This is a genomic window from Streptosporangium sp. NPDC051022, from assembly GCF_040683035.1.
Classification (GTDB): domain Bacteria; phylum Actinomycetota; class Actinomycetes; order Streptosporangiales; family Streptosporangiaceae; genus Streptosporangium.
The window spans coordinates 59,741-77,681 of record NZ_JBFBCF010000002.1 but is presented as its reverse complement, the minus strand read 5'-3'; the positions used below and the strand labels follow the sequence as shown (position 1 = coordinate 77,681).

At 71.5% G+C, this 17,941-nt stretch carries 16 protein-coding genes; 7 read left to right on the top strand and 9 right to left on the bottom strand.

What is annotated here, in order from left to right:
* Nucleotides 1–216 precede the first annotated feature (216 nt).
* A complete protein-coding gene (locus AB0N02_RS04540) occupies nt 217–525 on the top strand; it encodes a hypothetical protein (protein ID WP_363942684.1) in 309 nt (102 codons plus the stop codon).
* Between the two features lie 14 nt (nt 526–539).
* A complete protein-coding gene (locus AB0N02_RS04535) occupies nt 540–827 on the top strand; it encodes a hypothetical protein (RefSeq protein WP_363942681.1) in 288 nt (95 codons plus the stop codon).
* A gap of 253 nt (nt 828–1,080) precedes the next feature.
* On the opposite strand, the gene AB0N02_RS04530 is transcribed toward AB0N02_RS04535, so the two are convergent.
* Nucleotides 1,081–2,322, bottom strand: coding sequence for an FAD-dependent monooxygenase (locus AB0N02_RS04530; protein ID WP_363942679.1), 1,242 nt, complete (start codon nt 2,320–2,322; stop codon nt 1,081–1,083).
* Nucleotides 2,323–2,436: 114 nt separating this feature from the next.
* Here AB0N02_RS04530 and AB0N02_RS04525 point away from each other — a divergent pair, with 114 nt between their 5' ends.
* On the top strand, nt 2,437–2,967 hold the full coding sequence (locus tag AB0N02_RS04525) for a TetR/AcrR family transcriptional regulator (protein WP_363942676.1): 531 nt from the start codon (nt 2,437–2,439) through the stop codon (nt 2,965–2,967).
* A 54-nt stretch (nt 2,968–3,021) separates the two neighbouring features.
* Here AB0N02_RS04525 and AB0N02_RS04520 read toward each other — a convergent pair whose 3' ends face one another.
* The 6 genes from AB0N02_RS04520 to AB0N02_RS04495 all read right to left on the bottom strand — a co-directional run bounded on the left by AB0N02_RS04520 (nt 3,022) and on the right by AB0N02_RS04495 (nt 9,042).
* Entirely contained in the window at nt 3,022–4,209 is a 1,188-nt protein-coding gene (locus AB0N02_RS04520; protein ID WP_363942673.1) for a S8 family serine peptidase, read from the bottom strand.
* On the bottom strand, nt 4,206–5,363 hold the full coding sequence (locus AB0N02_RS04515) for a hypothetical protein (RefSeq protein ID WP_363942670.1): 1,158 nt from the start codon (nt 5,361–5,363) through the stop codon (nt 4,206–4,208). Before AB0N02_RS04515 ends, AB0N02_RS04520 begins: the two co-directional genes overlap by 4 nt.
* A gap of 317 nt (nt 5,364–5,680) precedes the next feature.
* Entirely contained in the window at nt 5,681–6,472 is a 792-nt protein-coding gene (locus AB0N02_RS04510) for a haloacid dehalogenase-like hydrolase (RefSeq protein WP_363943423.1), read from the bottom strand.
* A gap of 230 nt (nt 6,473–6,702) precedes the next feature.
* A complete protein-coding gene (locus tag AB0N02_RS04505) occupies nt 6,703–7,335 on the bottom strand; it encodes an HAD hydrolase-like protein (protein ID WP_363942668.1) in 633 nt (210 codons plus the stop codon).
* A gap of 453 nt (nt 7,336–7,788) precedes the next feature.
* On the bottom strand, nt 7,789–8,295 hold the full coding sequence (locus AB0N02_RS04500; protein WP_363942665.1) for a hypothetical protein: 507 nt from the start codon (nt 8,293–8,295) through the stop codon (nt 7,789–7,791).
* 102 nt (nt 8,296–8,397) lie between these two features.
* Nucleotides 8,398–9,042, bottom strand: coding sequence for an HAD family phosphatase (locus AB0N02_RS04495; protein WP_363942663.1), 645 nt, complete (start codon nt 9,040–9,042; stop codon nt 8,398–8,400).
* 81 nt (nt 9,043–9,123) lie between these two features.
* Here AB0N02_RS04495 and AB0N02_RS04490 point away from each other — a divergent pair, with 81 nt between their 5' ends.
* Nucleotides 9,124–10,326 (top strand): acyl-CoA dehydrogenase family protein, encoded by a 1,203-nt coding sequence (locus tag AB0N02_RS04490; protein ID WP_363943421.1) that lies wholly within the window; start codon nt 9,124–9,126, stop codon nt 10,324–10,326.
* Between the two features lie 258 nt (nt 10,327–10,584).
* Here the strand turns inward: AB0N02_RS04490 and AB0N02_RS04485 are convergent, their stop codons facing one another.
* Nucleotides 10,585–11,064 (bottom strand): hypothetical protein, encoded by a 480-nt coding sequence (locus AB0N02_RS04485; RefSeq protein WP_363942661.1) that lies wholly within the window; start codon nt 11,062–11,064, stop codon nt 10,585–10,587.
* A 61-nt stretch (nt 11,065–11,125) separates the two neighbouring features.
* Here AB0N02_RS04485 and AB0N02_RS04480 point away from each other — a divergent pair, with 61 nt between their 5' ends.
* The 3 genes from AB0N02_RS04480 (at nt 11,126) to AB0N02_RS04470 (ending at nt 16,320) form a co-directional block, all read left to right on the top strand.
* Entirely contained in the window at nt 11,126–11,422 is a 297-nt protein-coding gene (locus AB0N02_RS04480) for a hypothetical protein (protein ID WP_363942658.1), read from the top strand.
* A 141-nt stretch (nt 11,423–11,563) separates the two neighbouring features.
* Nucleotides 11,564–16,114: an HAD-IC family P-type ATPase gene (locus AB0N02_RS04475; RefSeq protein WP_363942655.1), complete on the top strand. Its 4,551-nt coding sequence runs from the start codon at nt 11,564–11,566 to the stop codon at nt 16,112–16,114.
* Between the two features lie 80 nt (nt 16,115–16,194).
* Entirely contained in the window at nt 16,195–16,320 is a 126-nt protein-coding gene (locus AB0N02_RS04470) for a hypothetical protein (RefSeq protein ID WP_363942653.1), read from the top strand.
* A gap of 114 nt (nt 16,321–16,434) precedes the next feature.
* Here the strand turns inward: AB0N02_RS04470 and nagZ are convergent, their stop codons facing one another.
* Entirely contained in the window at nt 16,435–17,805 is a 1,371-nt protein-coding gene (nagZ, locus tag AB0N02_RS04465) for a beta-N-acetylhexosaminidase (RefSeq protein ID WP_363942650.1), read from the bottom strand.
* Nucleotides 17,806–17,941: the final 136 nt, after the last annotated feature.

Sequence of the window (17,941 nt, the reverse complement as noted above, 5' to 3'; positions counted from 1 at the left end):
GATGCGCGCTCCCGGAAGCGCGGCGTGCGCAGACGCCGTCGGCCTCCGGGAACGGGTGGCTCCGCCTCTTCTGGAGGGGTGGGGCGGAGCCACTCTCATTCGGCCGGAACCGCTCCCCCCCCCGGCTGGAGGCGGCCCCCGCCGCCCTTCCCACACTCCGTTGGGGGCCGCCCCCATCCAGCGCTGGAAGCCCCGCACCCGATGACAGGAGGCCCCGTGGCCGTTCCCGACACCCCCGACCCCGAGGTCACGATCACCGCGACCGCCCATCTGGCCCGCCTGACCCAGCACCTCATGCCCTACGGCCTGCACGCCCGCATCAGCACGACCCGGCGCGGCCGTCCCCAGCTCGTCGTCGTCAATCCCGACGCGCCCGCCCTGTCCGAGATCGTCTACACCGCACCGCAGGAAGGAACCTGGTGGTTCTGGTGGTCCTGGTCGGCAAGAATCGCCCCCGCCGAGGAGACCGACACCGCCGCGCGGCGGATCGCCCACGTCCTGAGCCCGGCCGTACGGCGGAGCTGACCTCCGGCCACGCGGTGTCCCCGGCCGAAGCCCCCGGCCGTACCGCACCGCCCACCCCCGCCCCCGGGTCCGCCCGCGAGGCTCGCGACCTGGAGGCGTGCAACCCCGGCTGGGTCGTCGTCTGGCGCTGCTGGGCCCGCCGCTACTGGGCCTTCCCCTGTTGGGTCCCCACCGGCCCCGAACCCGTTGAGGCCAGGAACGCCCAAGATCTCATGTACCTGATCCGGCTGACCGAGACCGAGCACCCGCCCTCGTTCCGAGATACCTCGAACATCGGAGGCACCCGGCCCCCGGGGGCGTGAGGACCGCGTGGGGCGGGCGCCGAATCCGGGAAGGCTTCCGCCTCACGTCTCGGCCTTGAGGAACCACCCGACTGTCTCGGGGAACCACCCGACTCTCTTGGAGGGCCGACCGACTGTCTTGGGGGCGCCGACCAACAGACCACGGGACCCGGCCTGCGACTTCGCCGGGACTTGGCCGATGGAGGGTGGGCGGGCATCAGACGCACCACCGAAGCACGTGCCTCACGGGCGGGGGGACCCGCCCCGGTGGACGTCACCCGGCGGCGTCCGCCTTCACGGCCGGCGCCCGCGGGTAGTCCTTCAGCACGATCTCGTCGTGCAGCCGCAGGCCCTTGGCGCCGGAGTCGGCCAGGGCGCGGGCGATCGGCGTGGGGACGTGGTTGATCAGCCGGATCCCCTGGACCAGGCTCCACAGACCCAGGCGTCCGGTGGGGATGAGCCGCTTGGCGGCGCCGACGGCGAAGGTACGGCTGCGCCGTACGTAGTCGCCCATCTCCCGCTCGTAGGCCGCGAAGGCCCGCGTGTGGTCGCCGCCGGCCTCGGCCAGCTCACCGGCCAGGACGTAGGCGCCCACCACCGCCAGGCTGGTGCTGCCGCCGACCGCGGGGCCCGGGCAGTAACCGGCGTCGCCGACCAGGCTCACCCGGCCCCGGGACCAGGTGTCCATGCGCAGCTGGGTGATCGAGTCGAAGTAGAACGTCGACGCGTTGTCCATCTCCTCGCCCAAGAGGCGGGGCACCTCCCAGCCCATTCCGGCGAACTGCTCACGCAGCAGTTCCTTCTGCCGGTCGACGTCCCGGTGGTGGTAGTCCAGCTCGGCGGCCGGGCGGAACAGGAAGACCGCGCGGGCGTCGTCCATGTGCGCGCCGCCGTACACGCCCACCATCCGGTTCACGTCCGTGACCCCGTCCATCCGGTCGCGCAGGCCCAGGTAGTTGGGGATCGACATGACCGCCAGGTAGGCGCCGATCCAGGTGGAGAAGCGCGACTCGGGGCCGAAGACCAGGCGCCGGACGTTGGAGTGCAGCCCGTCGGCCCCGATCACCAGGTCGAACGAGCGGGCGGGTCCCCGTTCGAAGGTGACGTCGACGCCGTCGGCGTTCTCGGCCAGGGCGGCGATGGAGTCGCCGAAAAGGTACTCCACGTCGCGCTGGGTGGCCTCGTGGAAGATCTCGCCCAGGTCGTCCCGCATGATCTCGACGTGCCGGTCGGACACGACGCGCATCAGCCTGCCGACCTCCAGTGTGTGCGAGCGATCGCCGTTCCCGGCGCGGAACGAGAGCCACTCGGTGCCGGTCTTCCTGGTCTGAACCTGCTCGATCAGGCCCATCCTGTCGACGATGTCCATCGCCGGGCGGAACAGGTCGACCGCGTGGCCGCCCGCCTTGCGCAGTGCCGGGGCCCGCTCGACCACGGTGACGGCGAAGCCGTACCGGTTGAGCCAGTAGGCCAGGACGGGACCGGCGACGCTGGCGCCGGAGATGAGGATCCGCATGGGACACCTTCTTACTTAACGGAAGGTAAGTTATTTACTTAACGATAGGTAAGCATGATTCGCGGCGAGACGCAAGATGCCTACTTAACGCTAGGTAAGCGATACCCTTGGTTCATGGCGAGACCTTCGGACACCAAGGCGCGCATCCAGGCGGTGGCACGCGAACTCTTCGTGGAACAGGGCGTGCAGAACACCAGCCTGAAGCAGATCTCCGATCGGCTCGGCATCACCAAACCGGCCCTCTACTACCACTTCGAGTCGAGGGAGGACCTGGTCAGGAGCATCATCCAGCCGCTCATCGACGAGCTGGAGGCGTTCGTGTCCGAGCGTGAGCCCGGGGACGATCAGCGGTTGCTCGAGGAATACTTCGACCTCACCTGGAAGCACCGCGAGGTGATCCTGGTGGTCCTGCACGCGCCCGCCGCGCTCGTCGAACTCGACCTGATGGACCGGATGTGGGCGTGGCGCAAGGAACTCACCACGCTCCTGCTCGGTCCCGCCCCCTCCACCGCCGCGCGGATCCACGCGACCGTGGCGCTCGGCGGCATGTCGGACTGCGTGGTCGAGCACGCCTCCCTTCCGTTCGAGGAGGTCAAGGCCGCCGCCGTGGCGGCCGCCGTGGCGGCCCTGGGCCTTCCCGGCTGACCCGTCCGGAAGGCCCAGGGCTCCGCCATGCGGAATCCGCCCGGGGCTCCGGCCCTACGAAGTCCGCTTCGGGCGGGGCCTGCGGAACAGGAAGAACGCGCCGACCATGCACAGCAGCCCGACCCCGAGCCCCGAACCGCCGACTATGAGGTAGACGGAGTCGATGGGCGGGTGGGTGACGGGCGAGCCGTTCGGGCCACCGCCGAGATACTTCTTCCCCTGGTAGGAGGCGGCCTTCGTCACCGGAGGCGAGGCGGCCGCCCGCACCGCCGCCTCGGCGTCGACGATTCCGTGGCCGAGGAACACGGTGTAGCCGGCGGGCGGCTTCATCGCGGTCCGGGTGAGGATGTCGCGGATCTGCCTGATGGTCAGTTTGGGATTGCGCGACAGCATCAGGGCCACCGTGCCCGAGGTCAGCGCCGCCGCGGGCGAGGTGCCGCTACCAGCCTCGTAGCCGCCCGTGTTACGGGCGGCGTAGATGTCCACGCCGGGCGCGGCGATCGTGGTGTAGGTGTGCACCTGGGAGAACTCCGCGCGCCTGCCGTCGGGCCCCGCCGCGGCGACCGCGATCACCTCCGGGAAGGCCGCCGGGTAGGACACCCTGTTGTTGGCGTCGGTGTCGAGGATGTCGGTCGAACCGCCGTTGCCCGAGCTGGCCACCAGCACCACGCCCTTGCCGGTCGCGTAGTCGACGGCGGCCGCGGTGTCCTTCTCGTAGCCCGCCCACGACCACTCGTCGGTGCCGAGAGACATCGAGATGACCTTGGCTCCCTTGTTCACCGCGTAGCGGATGCCCTTGGCCAGCGCGTTGCCCCTCTTCTCGTTCTCCTCGCGGCTCGCCTTGTCCCCCCCGTTCGCCGCCTCCTCGGCCCGTTTGCGAGCGGGGTCCAGACGGTCCCAGATGACCCGCACCGACAGCACGTGTGCCTGCGGCGCCACGGCGAGAACACTGGAGGCCATCGCGGTGCCATGCTCTCCCCAGTACGACTGGCCGGGCCGGGCACCGCCACCGATGAAGTCGGGCCCCGGGGTGACCCGCCCCTTGAACGCGGGGTGGTTCTTCATGACGCCGGTGTCCAGTACGGCGACCGTGACCCCCTTGCCCTGGGCCAATGCCTGTGCCGCGGACACCTTCATGACCTGCATCTCCCAGCCGTGCGGGGCTTCGGCCAGCGCGGGCGTCGCCGTACCCGCGACGAGGGCGGAGCCGAGGACGGCGGCGGTCAGCGTCCGGCGGATCATGCGCGCACCTTCCCCGCCTCAGCGCCCAAACGCGCGGCCAGTGTCTCGGCGAGGCCGCCCGCGGTCTCCCTCCACGGTTCGAGGTCGGCCCACTGCCGGAGTTCCCGCTGCCCCCAGGGGTCGGGCAGCCGCCCTGCCGTACGGCCGTCGGCCGGGCCCGAGGTGACCACCACGAACAGGGAGATATAGGGGCCGAAGACCGGGTAGCTCGCGCTTCCCGCGCGGAAGGAGTCCTTCCAGCGCAGACCCGGGGCCGTGAGAGCGTGCACCGCCTGGTCGGCCCCCTGTTTGTCACGCTGGGTCTCGGTGATCAACTGGTCGAGGTCCTTGCGGCTGTCCTCGTTGGGGAAGGCGATGACGGCCGCGGTGGCCGCTGTCCCGCCGCTGGGGTCGAGGTAGGTGGCCCGCAGCGCGGCCGTACAGCCGCGCTGGGTCGCCGTCGCGGCGAGGGCGCCCGACAGCGCCGCCTTGCAGGAGGTCTCCTGGGAGATCGCGACCCTGGTCCATCCGCGCTCCGCGCCGACCTTGCCGTCGGGGTCACGGACTCCGATCGAGGCCGGGAACACCGTCTCCACGGGCAGGTTGCGCCACAGGTCCCGCATGTAGTCCTTGTTGACGATCTCCTGCCTGCTGTTGGCGACCCCCCGGGCCACGATCCCGCCGCCGCCCAGCGCCACCAGCAGCCCGAGCCCGCCGATGAGGACCCCGCCGATGATCCGCCCCGTTCTGCGGGCGGGCGGGGGCGGTGCCTGCGGCGGTTGTGCGGAACCCGGAGGCGGTGCCTGCGGCGGATACGCCTGCGGGGCGGGCACCTGGTACGGCGTGGGCGGATACCCCTGGAACTGGAACTCGGGCGCCTGCTGCGGATGGCCCTGCGCCGGGTACGGCTGCTGCGGGTAGGGCTGCGATTGGTAGGGCTGGGGCTGCGGCTGGTAGGCCTGCGGATGCTGGGGCTGCGGCTGGTACTGCTGCGGTTGGTATTGCTGTTGAGGTTGTGGCTGGTACTGCTGCTGAGGTTGTGTCTGGTACTGCTGATGCTGTTGCGGGTATGGCTGCTGAGGTTGTCGCTGATACGTCGGAAGATGTGGCGGCCACGGGCCATCCGTTGCCGGATGTGGTCCCGCCCCCGGGCCCTCGGCGGAGGGCCGGCTCACAGGTGGGGGATAGGTCATTCGTCGCTCCCGTTACACGAATGGTGGATCAAGATGCAAAACGCGCATCTTAAAACCACGGTTCCCATCGGCACCATTTACCTCAATAGTCACATCACGCACATGAGCTGACATGAACGAGCGCCGAGCCGTACGGCCCCGGTTGGCCCCGTCCACCGGGATCTCGAACGCTCGCCTCACCCGGCAGGCGGCACGGCGTCGCGAACTCCGAACCGGCCGCGAACTCCGAAGCAGAAGAGGAGCTCCGAAGCAGAAGAGGTCAGACGCCCGGTCGCCCCGAGAGGCGTGCCCGACCGCCGTCAGGCGAGGGAGGTACCGGCCGGGGTCCTGCGGGCCGGGGTGGTGAGGCTCGCTACGGCGGCGACGACCTCCGAGGGGTTGGACAGGTCGGGCATGACGATGTCGGCGCCCGCCTCCTGGAGTTCGGCCGCCAGGGAACGGCCGGAGGCCACGGCGATCATCGAGGCTCCGGCGATCTTGGCGGCCTGGACGTCCCTGGCCGAGTCGCCGATCAGCACGGTGTTGGTGCCGTCGAAGGTCGCGCCGTACTTCTGCCTGGCCCTGCCCTGCGCGACCTGGAGCAGCGTGGCCTTGGGGTAGACCTCCTCGCCGTAGCCGCCGATCTCGAAGTCGACGTACCGGTTCAGCCGGAAGGCCTCCAGCTTGTGCACGGCGTTGCTCCTGATCGTGCCGGTGAGCACCGACTGGACCGCGCCGTCGAGTTTCCCGACGGCCTTGAGCGCCTCCGCCGCGCCGGGCATCATCCGGCCGTTCTTGGCCAGGCTCTTGCGGCGGGCCGCGAAGGCGTCGGACAGGGCGGCCAGGAACCTGGGAAGGTGGTCGTCCTCGGCGACGATCCCGTTGATGGCGAGGGTCTCGAAGACGATCTCGGAGTCGGGGCGGCCGTTGTGCTGGGTCAGCTTGACCAGAGGCCGTCCGGTGACCTGGCGGAAGGCGTCGGCGTACGCCTCCCGGGTGACGATGGACACGTCGACCAGCGTGAGATCGACGTTCCAGAGAACGAGACGGCTAATCGTGGCCTCCGGCTGTGGGGGTGGATGCCTAGAGTACGGCCATCGCCCTTCACCCATGGTCATCGATAGCCAAACCATCCCTTTCGGGTACGGCCCGGCGTCCCGGGCCGTGCACCGCTCACCGGCGCCGATCAGGTCCGTGCCACCACCCGCCGTACCGGCGCCGTGCAGAACTCCCGAGTCGGTGAAGAGGGCAGAACTCTCGAGTCGGTGAAAAGAGTGGTGAAGGACTTCGGAAGCGGTGGAGAGAGTGGTGAAGGGCTTCCGGAGACCGGGGAGAGGAGTGGTCAGGCGTGGTCGATGGCGTCGGCGAGGGTGTCCACGACCGGGACGCCGAACGCCTGCAGGTCGGCCCGGCTGGTCATGCCCCCGGTGTAGAGGACGGCGCGCGCCCCGACGTGCCGGGCGGCGTGCGCGTCGTCCACGCTGTCGCCGATCACGAGCACGTCGGCGGGATCCACGCCGAGCGCCGCGATGTGGGCCACCATCGACTCGGCCTTGTGCCCGCCGGGGGCGCTGCGCAGGCCGTCGATCCGGGTGAAGTGGTGGTCGATGCCGAACTCGGTGACCTTGGGCCCCAGCCGATCGTGCGCCCACATGGACAGCAGCGACTGCCCGCCGCCCGTGGCCTTCCAGGCCTCCAGCGTGGACAGCGCGTCCGCCGCGAGGCCGCACTCCAACATCAGCCGGTGGTAGTGGTCGTGGAAACCGACGTCCAGCCGCTCCCACTCGCCGTCGGTGAGGGGACGGCCGAGCATGCGCTCGTAGGCCGTCCAGATCGGGCGCGTGTAGACCGCACGGAAGCCGTCGGCGTCGTAGGCGGCGACCCCGTAGGGCTCGAACACGAGATTCGTCGCGCCGACCACAGCCTCGATGTCGTGGAAAAGCGTTCCGTTCCAGTCCCAAACAATGTGTCTCATATCGCTATCAAGCGTAGCCATCTCCCCCGCGATGTGAGCATCGCGAAGAAGACGTCCGGGGAAACGGCCGGGGACCGAACGGCTCAACCGCGCGGCCCGGAAACCGCCCGTCACGGTGACCGGGACACCCAACGGGGGCGCGCCGCCCACCGGCGCCGACCAGGACCGCACCACCACCCGCCGTACCGGCGCCCCAGGACACCCCGAACACTCAGCGGCAAAGACACGGCGCAGACATACAAGACATACAGGTGTGTGGTCGTCGTGCCAGAGCCCCTGGCGGTTCCCGATCGGCTCCCCGCCTCCTTGCCCGGTTTCTCCGCCGACGTGGTCGCCTCCTCGGCTCGACCGACGTGGAAACATCCAACCGCCCGGTCGGCCAGGCGGTTGGAAAGCGTTCGGGCACCCACCCGCTGGCTTCGGGCGCCCGCCCGGCGGCTCGGGGCAGGGCGGTCAGGCGATCAGGTCGGGGATCTCCTGGGTGGCGTACCACAGCAGTTCGTTAGCCTCGGCGCCGTCCACGGTGAACCGGGCGTCGTCGTCGCCGAGGTCGGCCGCGGGCAGCGCGGCGACGGCCGCCTCGACGTCACCGGTCGCGGACTCGTCGTCCACGTGGACCGCGGCGATCTTCGCCAGCGGGATCGCGGCCGCGAGCCGTACGCGGGCGCGCTCCTCCAGGTCGACGCCCGTCGTCACCTGGTCGTCCGGCACCTCGGCGGCGACCACGACCCGGCGGGCGGCCACCTTGAGCCCGTCGGCGCGGTCGTCGGCCAGCATCCGCAGCGACGCCCTGGCCGCCTCGGTCAGGGCGACGTACTCCAGTTCCTCGGTGTCACCCGAGGCGTACCACTCGATCAACGCGGGGGTCACCGCGTAGCCGGTCAGCGGGGCCGGGCCTAGCTCCCCCACGGTGACCACACGGGCCAGCGCCGGGAGCGTGCACGGCAGGTAGACGCGCATCGATGCCTCGATCTATCTCTCCGACATCGGCGCCGGTTCGGCGCCGATCACCCATCGAGTGTGCCAGCCCGGACGACCCGCCCGCGAGGTACGGCGCGGCCGTCAGCGCAACGGCACGCGGAAAAGCCTCTCCAACTCGGTGATGGTCTCCTCCGGCTCCCGGTGATGGACGCCGACGATGCCGAAGGCTCCGGCCGCCGTGATGTTGGCCTGGATGTCGTCGATGAACACGCACTCGGGCCCCTCCAGGGCGACCACGCCGAGCGCGTGCTCGAAGATTCTCGGCTCCGGCTTGCGCATGCCGACCTCCCCCGAGATGACGACCGCGTCGAAGAGGTCCTCCCAGCCGTCCCGGGGATACTCGTTGGCCCAGGAGTTGGACAGCAGGCATGTCCGCAGTCCGGCCGCGCGTGCCTCGCGGAGCATGCCGTACATCGGCTCGACCCGCTGGAACCCGGCGAACATCCTGGTCAGCAGCCCCTCCGCGCTCGGTGGCACGCCGTCGAGCGTGATCAGCTTGGCGGCCAGATCTCGTTCGAAGTCCGGACCGGAGATCTCGCCGCGTTCCAGCTCGTGGATGGCGTTCTCCCTGCTCTCCGAACCGGAGTAGGCGTGCGCGATGAGCTCGCGCATCACCTCGTGGTAGTGCGAGGCGTCGATCCGGTCGGCGACGATCCATTCCGCGATCGCCTCTGACATGCTCGTGGTGAGCACCCCGGCCCAGTCGATCAACACGCCTTTGAGCATTCCGCCTCCTTCGTGGAACCCGTTCCAGGTTAGGTGTGGCCGGTGGCCGCCCCGAATAGGGGTGGTGCGAAACTGGCGGCCATGGACTTCGCGCTCAGCACCAAGGCGGAGGAATACCTCGCCGATCTGACCGATTTCATGGTGTCGCACGTGTATCCGGCCGAGCCCGTCTACCACGAGTGGCGGCTCACCAGGGGCCACGACAATCACGACCTGCCCCCGATCGTCGAGGAGCTCAAGGCGGAGGCCCGCTCGCGCGGTCTGTGGAACCTGTTCCTGCCCGCTGAGTCGGGAATGTCCGTGCTCGACTACGCCAGCCTCGCGGAGGTCACGGGCCGCTCCCCCGACCTCGCCCCCGAGGCGCTGAACTGCGCCGCCCCCGACACCGGGAACATGGAGCTCCTGCACATGTTCGGCTCGCCCGAGCAGCGGGCCCGCTGGCTCGATCCGCTGCTCGCGGGCGAGATCCGCTCGGCGTTCGCGATGACCGAACCCGAGGTGGCCTCCAGCGACGCGACGAACATCGCGACCTCCATCACCCGCGACGGCGCCGACTACGTGATCAACGGCCACAAGTGGTTCATCACCGGCGCGGCCGACCCGCGCTGCAAGATCATGATCGTGATGGGCAAGACCGACCCGGAGGCGCCCACGCATCGCCGGCAGTCGATGATCCTGGTCCCGATGGACACCCAGGGAGTGGAGGTCGTCCGTCATCTGCCGGTGTTCGGCTACCAGGAGCAGCACGGCCACTCCGAGATCGTCTTCACCGACGTACGGGTGCCCGCCACGAACCTGATCGCCGAGGAGGGCGACGGCTTCCGCATCGCCCAGGCCCGTCTCGGTCCCGGGCGCATCCACCACTGCATGCGCGCCGTCGGCATGGCGGAGCGCGCGCTGGAGCTGATGTGCGCCCGCGCCGCCAACCGGGTGGCCTTCGGCCAGACCCTCGCCCAGCAGGGGGTCGTGCAGCAGCAGATCGCCGAGTCGCGTCTGGCCATCGAGCAGGCCCGCCTGCTCACCCTCAAGGCGGCCTGGCTGATCGACACCGTCGGCGCCCGGGCGGCCGCCGCCGAGATCTCCGCCATCAAGGTCGTCGCCCCGCGGATGGCCTGCGAGGTGATCGACCGCGCCATCCAGATCCACGGCGGCATGGGGGTCTGCGACGACGTCCCACTCGCCGCGATGTACGCCCAGGCCCGCGCGATGCGCATCTTCGACGGCCCCGACGAGGTGCACATCCGCGCCGTCGCCCGCCGGGAGCTCAAGCCCTACCTCTCCTGAGTCACCTCTCCCGAGTTCTCCTCCCCCTGCCGCCTCCGGCGCGTGGTGACGCTCCGTACGGGATTGGGAATCACCACACCCGAACATTCCCGACCTAATGTCCGATTCATAGACTGGAATGCGTTTTGGGGATCCGGTTCGAGGAAGGCTATGAGGATGGCCCCAAAGCCAGATAACCGCACGTGAGGGGTATCGCCGCTCGCGGGCGCCATGTGAACCGATCCCTCGACTCCTGTGAGGAGGGGCCATGACTGTAAGTCAGACGGGTGGCGGATCGCGGAGCCGTACGACGTCGAAGTCCACCACGTCCGCCGAACGGAAACCCGCGGCGGCGAAAGGCACGGCGCGAACCAGGGCGGCGGCCACCGCGACGAAGGAACCCGCCGTACGGGCGAGCGCGACGCGAAAGAGCGGAACGCGGACCACGGCGGCGAAAGCCACGGCGACGCCGACCACGACGGAGCAGGCCGCGACGGAGCGGGCCACGGCGCGCAAGAGCACCGCACGGAGTACCGCCGCCCGGACCGGCACCACCGCCAAGGCCACCGGCACACGCGCCACCACGGCACGGACCGGCACCACACGGACCGGCACCACACGGGCGACGACCACGCGGACCGGCACCACCGGCACACGGGCCGCCACCGCACGCGCCACCACCGCGCAGCGGAGGAACACCGCGCGGAAGCTCACCGAGCAGCAGGCCGCGGAGCCGGAGTCCACCTCGCGCCCGGTCACCGCGCACACGGCACCGGATCGGACACCCGCGCAGCAGGGACACGACGGACACGCGTTCACGGTGAACCTGCCCATGATGACCGTGCAGTTCCACGCCCCGCACGTTCACCTGCCGCACGTCAGCCGGCAGGAGGCAGGGCAGGCCGTCGACGCCGCCAAGTCGTTCCTGCCGCCGCCGGAACGCATGGCCTACTACGGAGGACTCGGCGCACTCGCGGTGGTGGGGCTGATCGAGTGGCCGGTCGCCGCCGCCATCGGAGTCGGCACGGTGATCGCCCAGCGCGCCCTCAAGAGGAACCGGGGCACGGGATCCGGCCCGATGAGAAGCACCGCGCACCGCGCGAGCGCGCCCACCTGACCGTACCGGCGCGCTGACGGACGGGACGATCGGTCGGCACGCGCCACAGCCCGGCGGATCCAGGACGTGTCCGCCGTTCCATCCGGTCGGCCCGGGTCTCCTACCGGCCGGGCCATGTGTCTTCGCCCGTGGGAGAGCCGAATGTTGCTGTCGCGTGTGCTCGAACTGTCCGCCGAGACGGCATGGGGTGTCGTGCCCGCCGCCGTCCGTAACGCGCTGCCGCGCTCTCGCGCGATACGGCCCGGCTCCGGCGGCTTCCACGTCGACCTGCGCGCGATCGGCGGCCCGGGCACCGAACGGCTGGCACGACGGCTCGAAGCACTGCTGGTCGTGCTGGACGGGGTCGAAAGGGTCGAGGTCAACGGTGCCCTCGGCTCCGTCTTCGTCGGATGCGGCGATGGCCACGCGGTCGACCTGCAGAAACTACTGAAGATCGTCGAGGCGCTCGACGCGGAGGAACCCGGCGAAGGCGAGGAGGAGGGCGAACTCGGCGAGGAGGAGGAGCCGCCTCCGGGGCCGTCGATGTCCAGGGTGGTCGAACAGCACACCCGCGCGGGCATCCGGCTCGGTGCGAGCCTCGTCGGCGCCGGTCTGGCGTTCGCCGGACGCGTGGCCCGTGTCCCGCCACTCTCCCCCGCCGTTCCCGCGCTGCTGTACCTGGCCGAGTCCACCCCGGCGATCCGCGCCGGGCTGGAGCGCCGTATGGGCCACCAGTCCGTCTCCTCCCTGTTCACGGCGGCGAACGTCGTCACCAACACGCTCGCGCTGCGCCCGCTGGCACTGCTCGTGCAGTCGGTCGCCGCAGCGGGCCGTTACGTGGAGGCGCGTGACGCGCGGCGGGCCTGGGACCTGCGCGCCGAGGAGCTGGCCTCCCACGAGGGGGCCTACCGGCACACCCGCACGGCCCGGCTACCGCGTCCCGTCCCACCCGCCCACAGCCCCGTCGAGCGGTTCGAACGCCTCGTCGCCCCCGCGGCGCTGGGGGTCTCCGCGCTGACGCGCGTCGTCAGCAACAGCCGCAGACGGGGGCTCGCCATGATGATCGCGGCGACGCCCAAGGCGGCGAGGACCGGCCGTGAGTCCTTCGCCAGCGCGATCGGGCGCGCCCTGGCACGGCGCGGCGCGGTGGTCGTCAACAGCGAGGCGCTGCGCCGCATGGAGGGCGTGGACACGGTCATCCTGGACACGGACCTGCTCGGCACGGGTTCGTGGACGATCGACCGCGTCGTGCCCCTGGCCGAGGGGGTGAACGCCGACGAGCTGCTCACACTGCTCCACTCCCTGATCGACGTCACCGACCCCGGCGCGCGACGGGAGCGCGGCATGTGGGTCGCCGAGCCCCACGCCCGGGGCCCCGGCCTGGCCCGGCTCATCCCGCAGGACGCCCCGGAGTGGAAGGCACTCGGCCTGCGGCCGATCCGGGTGACGCGGCGGGGGATCCCGGTCGCGCTGGCCGGTCTGGCGCCGGAGGCCCATCCCCTGGCGGACGCCCTCGTCTCCGCGGCCGGGAACGGGTACACCGTCCTGCTGGCCGGAGGCGGCCGCGGGCTCGGCGGGCGGTTCGCCGCCGGAAAGGTCGTGGCGGACGGCCGCCGGCTGACCTCGCGGGTCCACGCCCTCCAGGCGGACGGGCACGGGGTGGCGGTGGTCTCCGGGCGCTCGACGGCCGCGCTGGCCCAGGCCGACCTGGGCATCGGCGTGCTGGGCACACCTGCCCGCGTGCCCTGGGACGCGGACGTGATCGGCGACCTCGAAACGGCCCACCTGCTGCTGAGCTGCCTGGCGCCCGCGAGGAGGACGAGCGAGCGATGCGTACGGCTCAGCCTCGTGGCGGCCGCGACGGGGGCCGCACTGGCGGCCACGGGTCCCGGGGCGACGTCGGTGCGCAGAGCCAACCTGGTGAGCGACCTCACGGCGCTGGGCGCGATCGCCGTCGGCGAGCTGGCGGGCCGCGACGCCGGGCGCCGGACACCCCCGGTCCGTGCCGACACCACCCCCTGGCACGCCATGCCGGTCGAGGAGGTGCTGTCCAGGCTCGGCTCCTCCATCAACGGGATCCCCAGGAGCGAGGCCGCCAAGCGCAGGACCCCGCCACCGCCCGGGGCGCCCGACGGCGCCGATTCACTGTTCCGCGCCTTCGCCGAGGAGCTGGTCAACCCGCTGACCCCGGTGCTGGCCGCGGGGGCGGGCGTGTCGGCCCTGGTCGGCTCGGTCACCGACGGGGTGCTGATCGCCGCGGTCATGGTGGTCGACGCGCTCATCGGCGGGGGCCAGCGGTTCACGGCGAACCGGGCGTTGCACCGCCTGACCGAGACCGTCGCGGACCGCGTACGGCTGCGCCGCCCCACCGCCCCCACTGCCCCCACCGCCCCCGTCGGCCTCGCCGGTCCACACGCGGCCCGTCCCGGCCCCGACGGCTCTCGTGCCGCCCGTCCCGCTTCCACCGGCCCCGACGCGGCCGGTGCGGTCCGCTCCGGAGCCGCCGACTCCCACGTGACCGAGACGGCGAGCGCGGGCGAACTCGTGCCGGGCGACGTCATCGAGCTGCGGGCGGGCGACGCCGTACCGGCCGACTGCCGGGTGCTCACGGCCGTGGGGCTGGAGATCGACGAGGCCGGGCTGACCGGCGAGTCCCTGCTGGTCACGAAGACGCCGGCGCCGGTCGGCGCCGCCACCGTCGCCGACCGGAGCTCGATGGTCTACCAGGGCACCACGGTGGCGGCGGGACACGGGCTCGGCATGGTCGTGGCGGCGGGCGAGGAGACCGAGGCGGCGCGGACCGCCAGGCTGTCCGCCGAACAGCGCCCGCCGAGCGGGGTTCACCTGCGGCTGCGGACGCTGAGCCACAGGATCATCCCGGTCGCGATCGGATCCGGCCTCGCCCTGCTGGCGGCGGACCTGCTGCGCGGCAGGTCGATGTCGCAGGCGCTCGCCGTGTCGGTGAGCCTCGCCGTCGCCTCGGTGCCCGAGGGGTTGCCCTTCATCGCCTCGGCCGCCGAGCTCGCCGCGGCGAGGCGGTTGTCGGCCCGCGAGACCCTGGTGCCCAATCCCTCGACGATCGAGGCCCTCGGCCGGGTGAACGTGCTCTGCTTCGACAAGACGGGAACGCTGACCGAGGGACGCATCAGCCTTCGGCACGTCTCGGACGGGCAGGCGGAGGGGCCGGTCGCGGCGTTGACGCCCGAGCTGAGGCGGATCGTGGCTGCCGGGCTGCGCGCGAGCCCCCGGTACGGGGACGGGCGGCCCATCTCGCATCCCACGGACCGCGCGGTGATCGACGGGGCCCGATGGCTGCGGGTGACGCCCGAAGAGGGGCTGGGCGACTGGAGACGGGTCGACGAGCTCCCCTTCGAGCCGGGCCGCGGCTACCACGCCGTACTGGGGCTGGGCACCTCTGGACACGTGCTGAGCGTCAAGGGCGCGCCCGAGGCGGTGCTCACCGGCTGCGCGACCCTGCTCCGGGACGGGGCGGCGGTTCCGCTCACCGCATCGGTCCGGAGGGGGCTGGAGGAAGAGGTCGACCGGCTCGCCCTGAAGGGCTACCGGGTGCTCGCGGTGGCCGAGCGGCCCGCCTCGGACCGCCGGGACCTCGACGAGTCCCGGGTCGGCGAGCTGACGTTCCTGGGCTTCCTCTGCCTGTCCGATCCCGTCAGGCCGACGGCGGCCGAGAGCGTCCGCCGCCTGGCCCTGGCGGGCGTCCGGGTCGTCATGATCACAGGTGATCATCCGAGCACCGCGGAGGCGATCGCCGCCGAGCTCGACGTGCTGGACGGCGGGCGGGTCATGACCGGTCCCGAGCTGGACGCTCTCGACGACGAGGCCCTGACGGAGGCGCTGCCGAGGGTGGCGGTCTTCGCCCGGACGACCCCGGCCCACAAGGTCAGGATCGTCGCGTGCCTGCGCCGTGCGGGAAAGGTCGTGGCGGTGACCGGTGACGGCGCGAACGACGCTCCCGCCATCCGCGCCGCGGACGTGGGCATAGCGCTGGGGTCGCGTGCCACCCCGGCGGCCAGGGCCGCGGCCGACGTCGTGGTGACCGACGACCGCATCGAGACGATCGTCGACGCGATCATCGAGGGGCGGGCCATGTGGAGCTCGGTCCGCGACGCCCTGAGCATCCTGCTCGGCGGCAACGTCGGCGAGATCGTCTTCACGGTCGGAGCGAGCCTGATCGCCGGCGGGAACGTGCTGAACGCCCGCCAGCTGCTGCTGGTCAACCTGCTGACCGACATGCTGCCGGCGATGGCGGTCGCCGTCAGGCCTCCGGCCGCGACCAGCCCGGAGAAGCTGCTGGCCGAGGGACCGGAGGCCTCGCTGGGCGCCTCCCTGATCCGGGACATCTATCTGCGCGCCGCGACGACGGCGGCGGCCGCCTGCGTCGCCTGGGTGATCGGGCGGATGACCGGCACGCGGGGACGGGCGAACACGATCGGCCTGGTGGCCCTGGTCTCCACGCAGCTGTTCCAGACCCTGGTCGCCGGCGGCCGGGACCGCGTGGTCGGGCTGGCCGCGCTGGCCTCCCTCGCCGTCCTGGGCGCGAGCGTCTCCCTTCCCGGCCTGTGCGGGTTCTTCGGCTGCCGCCCGCTCGGTCCCGTGGGGTGGGGCGTCGCGCTCGGCAGCGCCGTCGCCATCACGCTCATCGGGATGGCGATCGAGCGGCGGATCCGCGACGTGTCACCAATCGTTCACTGAATGGTAACCTCAATGCGTTGATTTATCCGGTTTTGTCAGCAATTATCACGTTAAGCATGACTTATTGATGTGAGGTTGCTATGTCCGGATTCATCGCCTCAGTTCTCGCCAAGGCGACGTTCCTCCTGCTCGAAGCGCTCGTGATGCGCATCGTCCAGTCCCTCGTCATGGCGATGATGCGGCGCGGCGGCCTCCAGGCCGCCTGACGCCTGCCTCACCGCCCGCCCCTTCGCCGCCAGGTTTCCAGCACCCGGTTCTCCAGCACCCGGCTCTTCCACCGCCGGCATCCGCCACCCGCCACCCGGCCCTCCGGCGCGCGGTCAGCGCGCCCGGCTGTTGATGAGCTGGGCGACCTTGCGGTGCGCCGCCGAGCGCAGCACCCGCTCCGCCTCGCCGGGATCGGCGACCGGCGCCTTCACCAGCAGCCCCCGGGCGGCCTTCAGCTTCAGCAGCCTCCGGACGGACTGGTCGAGCCGCGCGGTGGAGATCTTGCCCGACTTCACCGCCTCCAGGACCGCGCGGTAGGCCGTGGGATAGTCCGGCGGCATCAGCAGCAGGTCGGCCCCCGCCTGGATGGCCCGCACGGGCACCTGGGCGTCGCCGTACTTCTTGCGCACCCCGGCCATGTCCAGCGCGTCGGTCGAGACGACCCCGTCGAAGCCCAGCTTCTTGCGCAGCAGCCCGGTCAGGATCGGCTTGGACAGGGTGGCCGGGTCACCGGACGGGTCGAGCTTGGGCATGACCACGTGGGCGCTCATGATCGCGTCGATGTTCTTGCCGATGGCGGCGGCGAACGGCGGGGCGTCCAGCCTCTCCCACTGGGACAGGGAGTGCTGGATCACCGGAAGGCCGGTGTGACTGTCGACGCCGGTGTCGCCGTGCCCCGGGAAGTGCTTGGCCGTCGAGGCGACCCCGGCGTCGTGGAAGCCGCTGACCGCGGCGGCGACCATCGGCGCGACCTTGCGGGGGTCGGAGCCGTAGGCGCGGGGGCCGATCACCGGGTTGCGCGGGTTGATGTTCACGTCGGCGACCGGGGCGAAGTCGAGGTTGATGCCCAGCGCCCTGAGCTCGGTGCCCGTCACCTTGGCGGCCTTGCGCGCCAGCGAGGGATCGCCGGTCGAACCGATGACCGACGCCCCCGGTATCTCGGTGACCAGCGGCGCCAGGCGGGAGACCCGGCCGTTCTCCTGGTCGGCGCCGATCAGCAGCGGGATCTTCGGGGAGGCCTTCTGCAGCCCGTTGGTGAGCGCCACGACCTGCCGGACGTCCTTGACGTTGCCGGCCCAGGGGAACAGGATCACGCCGCCCGGCCGGTACTTCGCGACGGCCTCGGCGGCGGTGCTCACGCCCAGGCGCGCCCTGTTCTCGCCGGAGACCGTGTTGGCCGCCGGGCCGTACAGCACCGGCATGAAGAGCTGCCCGACCTTCTCCTCCACGCTCATCTTCGCCAGGACGGCCTCGACGTCGGACGGCCCGGCGGTCGCGGACGCCGCGGGCGTGCCGGACGTCTCGGGCGCGGACGTGGACGGCTCAGGCGTGCCGGGGGCCGCCGAGGTCGTCTGGGGGGCGCCGCCCGCGGCGTGATCCGCCCGGCCGGGGAGTCCGGTGGGCGTGGAGGCCGCCGTGGCGGAACATCCGGCCACCATCGTGGCGATCAGCGCGAGACCAGTCGTACGAATGTACCGAACCATGGGTTTACGCTATCCGCGCCGACGAGTGGACGGACCCGTTCACCTCCCGGGCGGCCGCCTTACCTCCGGCGTTCCAGCCGGCACTCCCCGATACTCCCCGCCGGCCGCTCCCCGGCCTTCGGGGCGAACCTCCCGG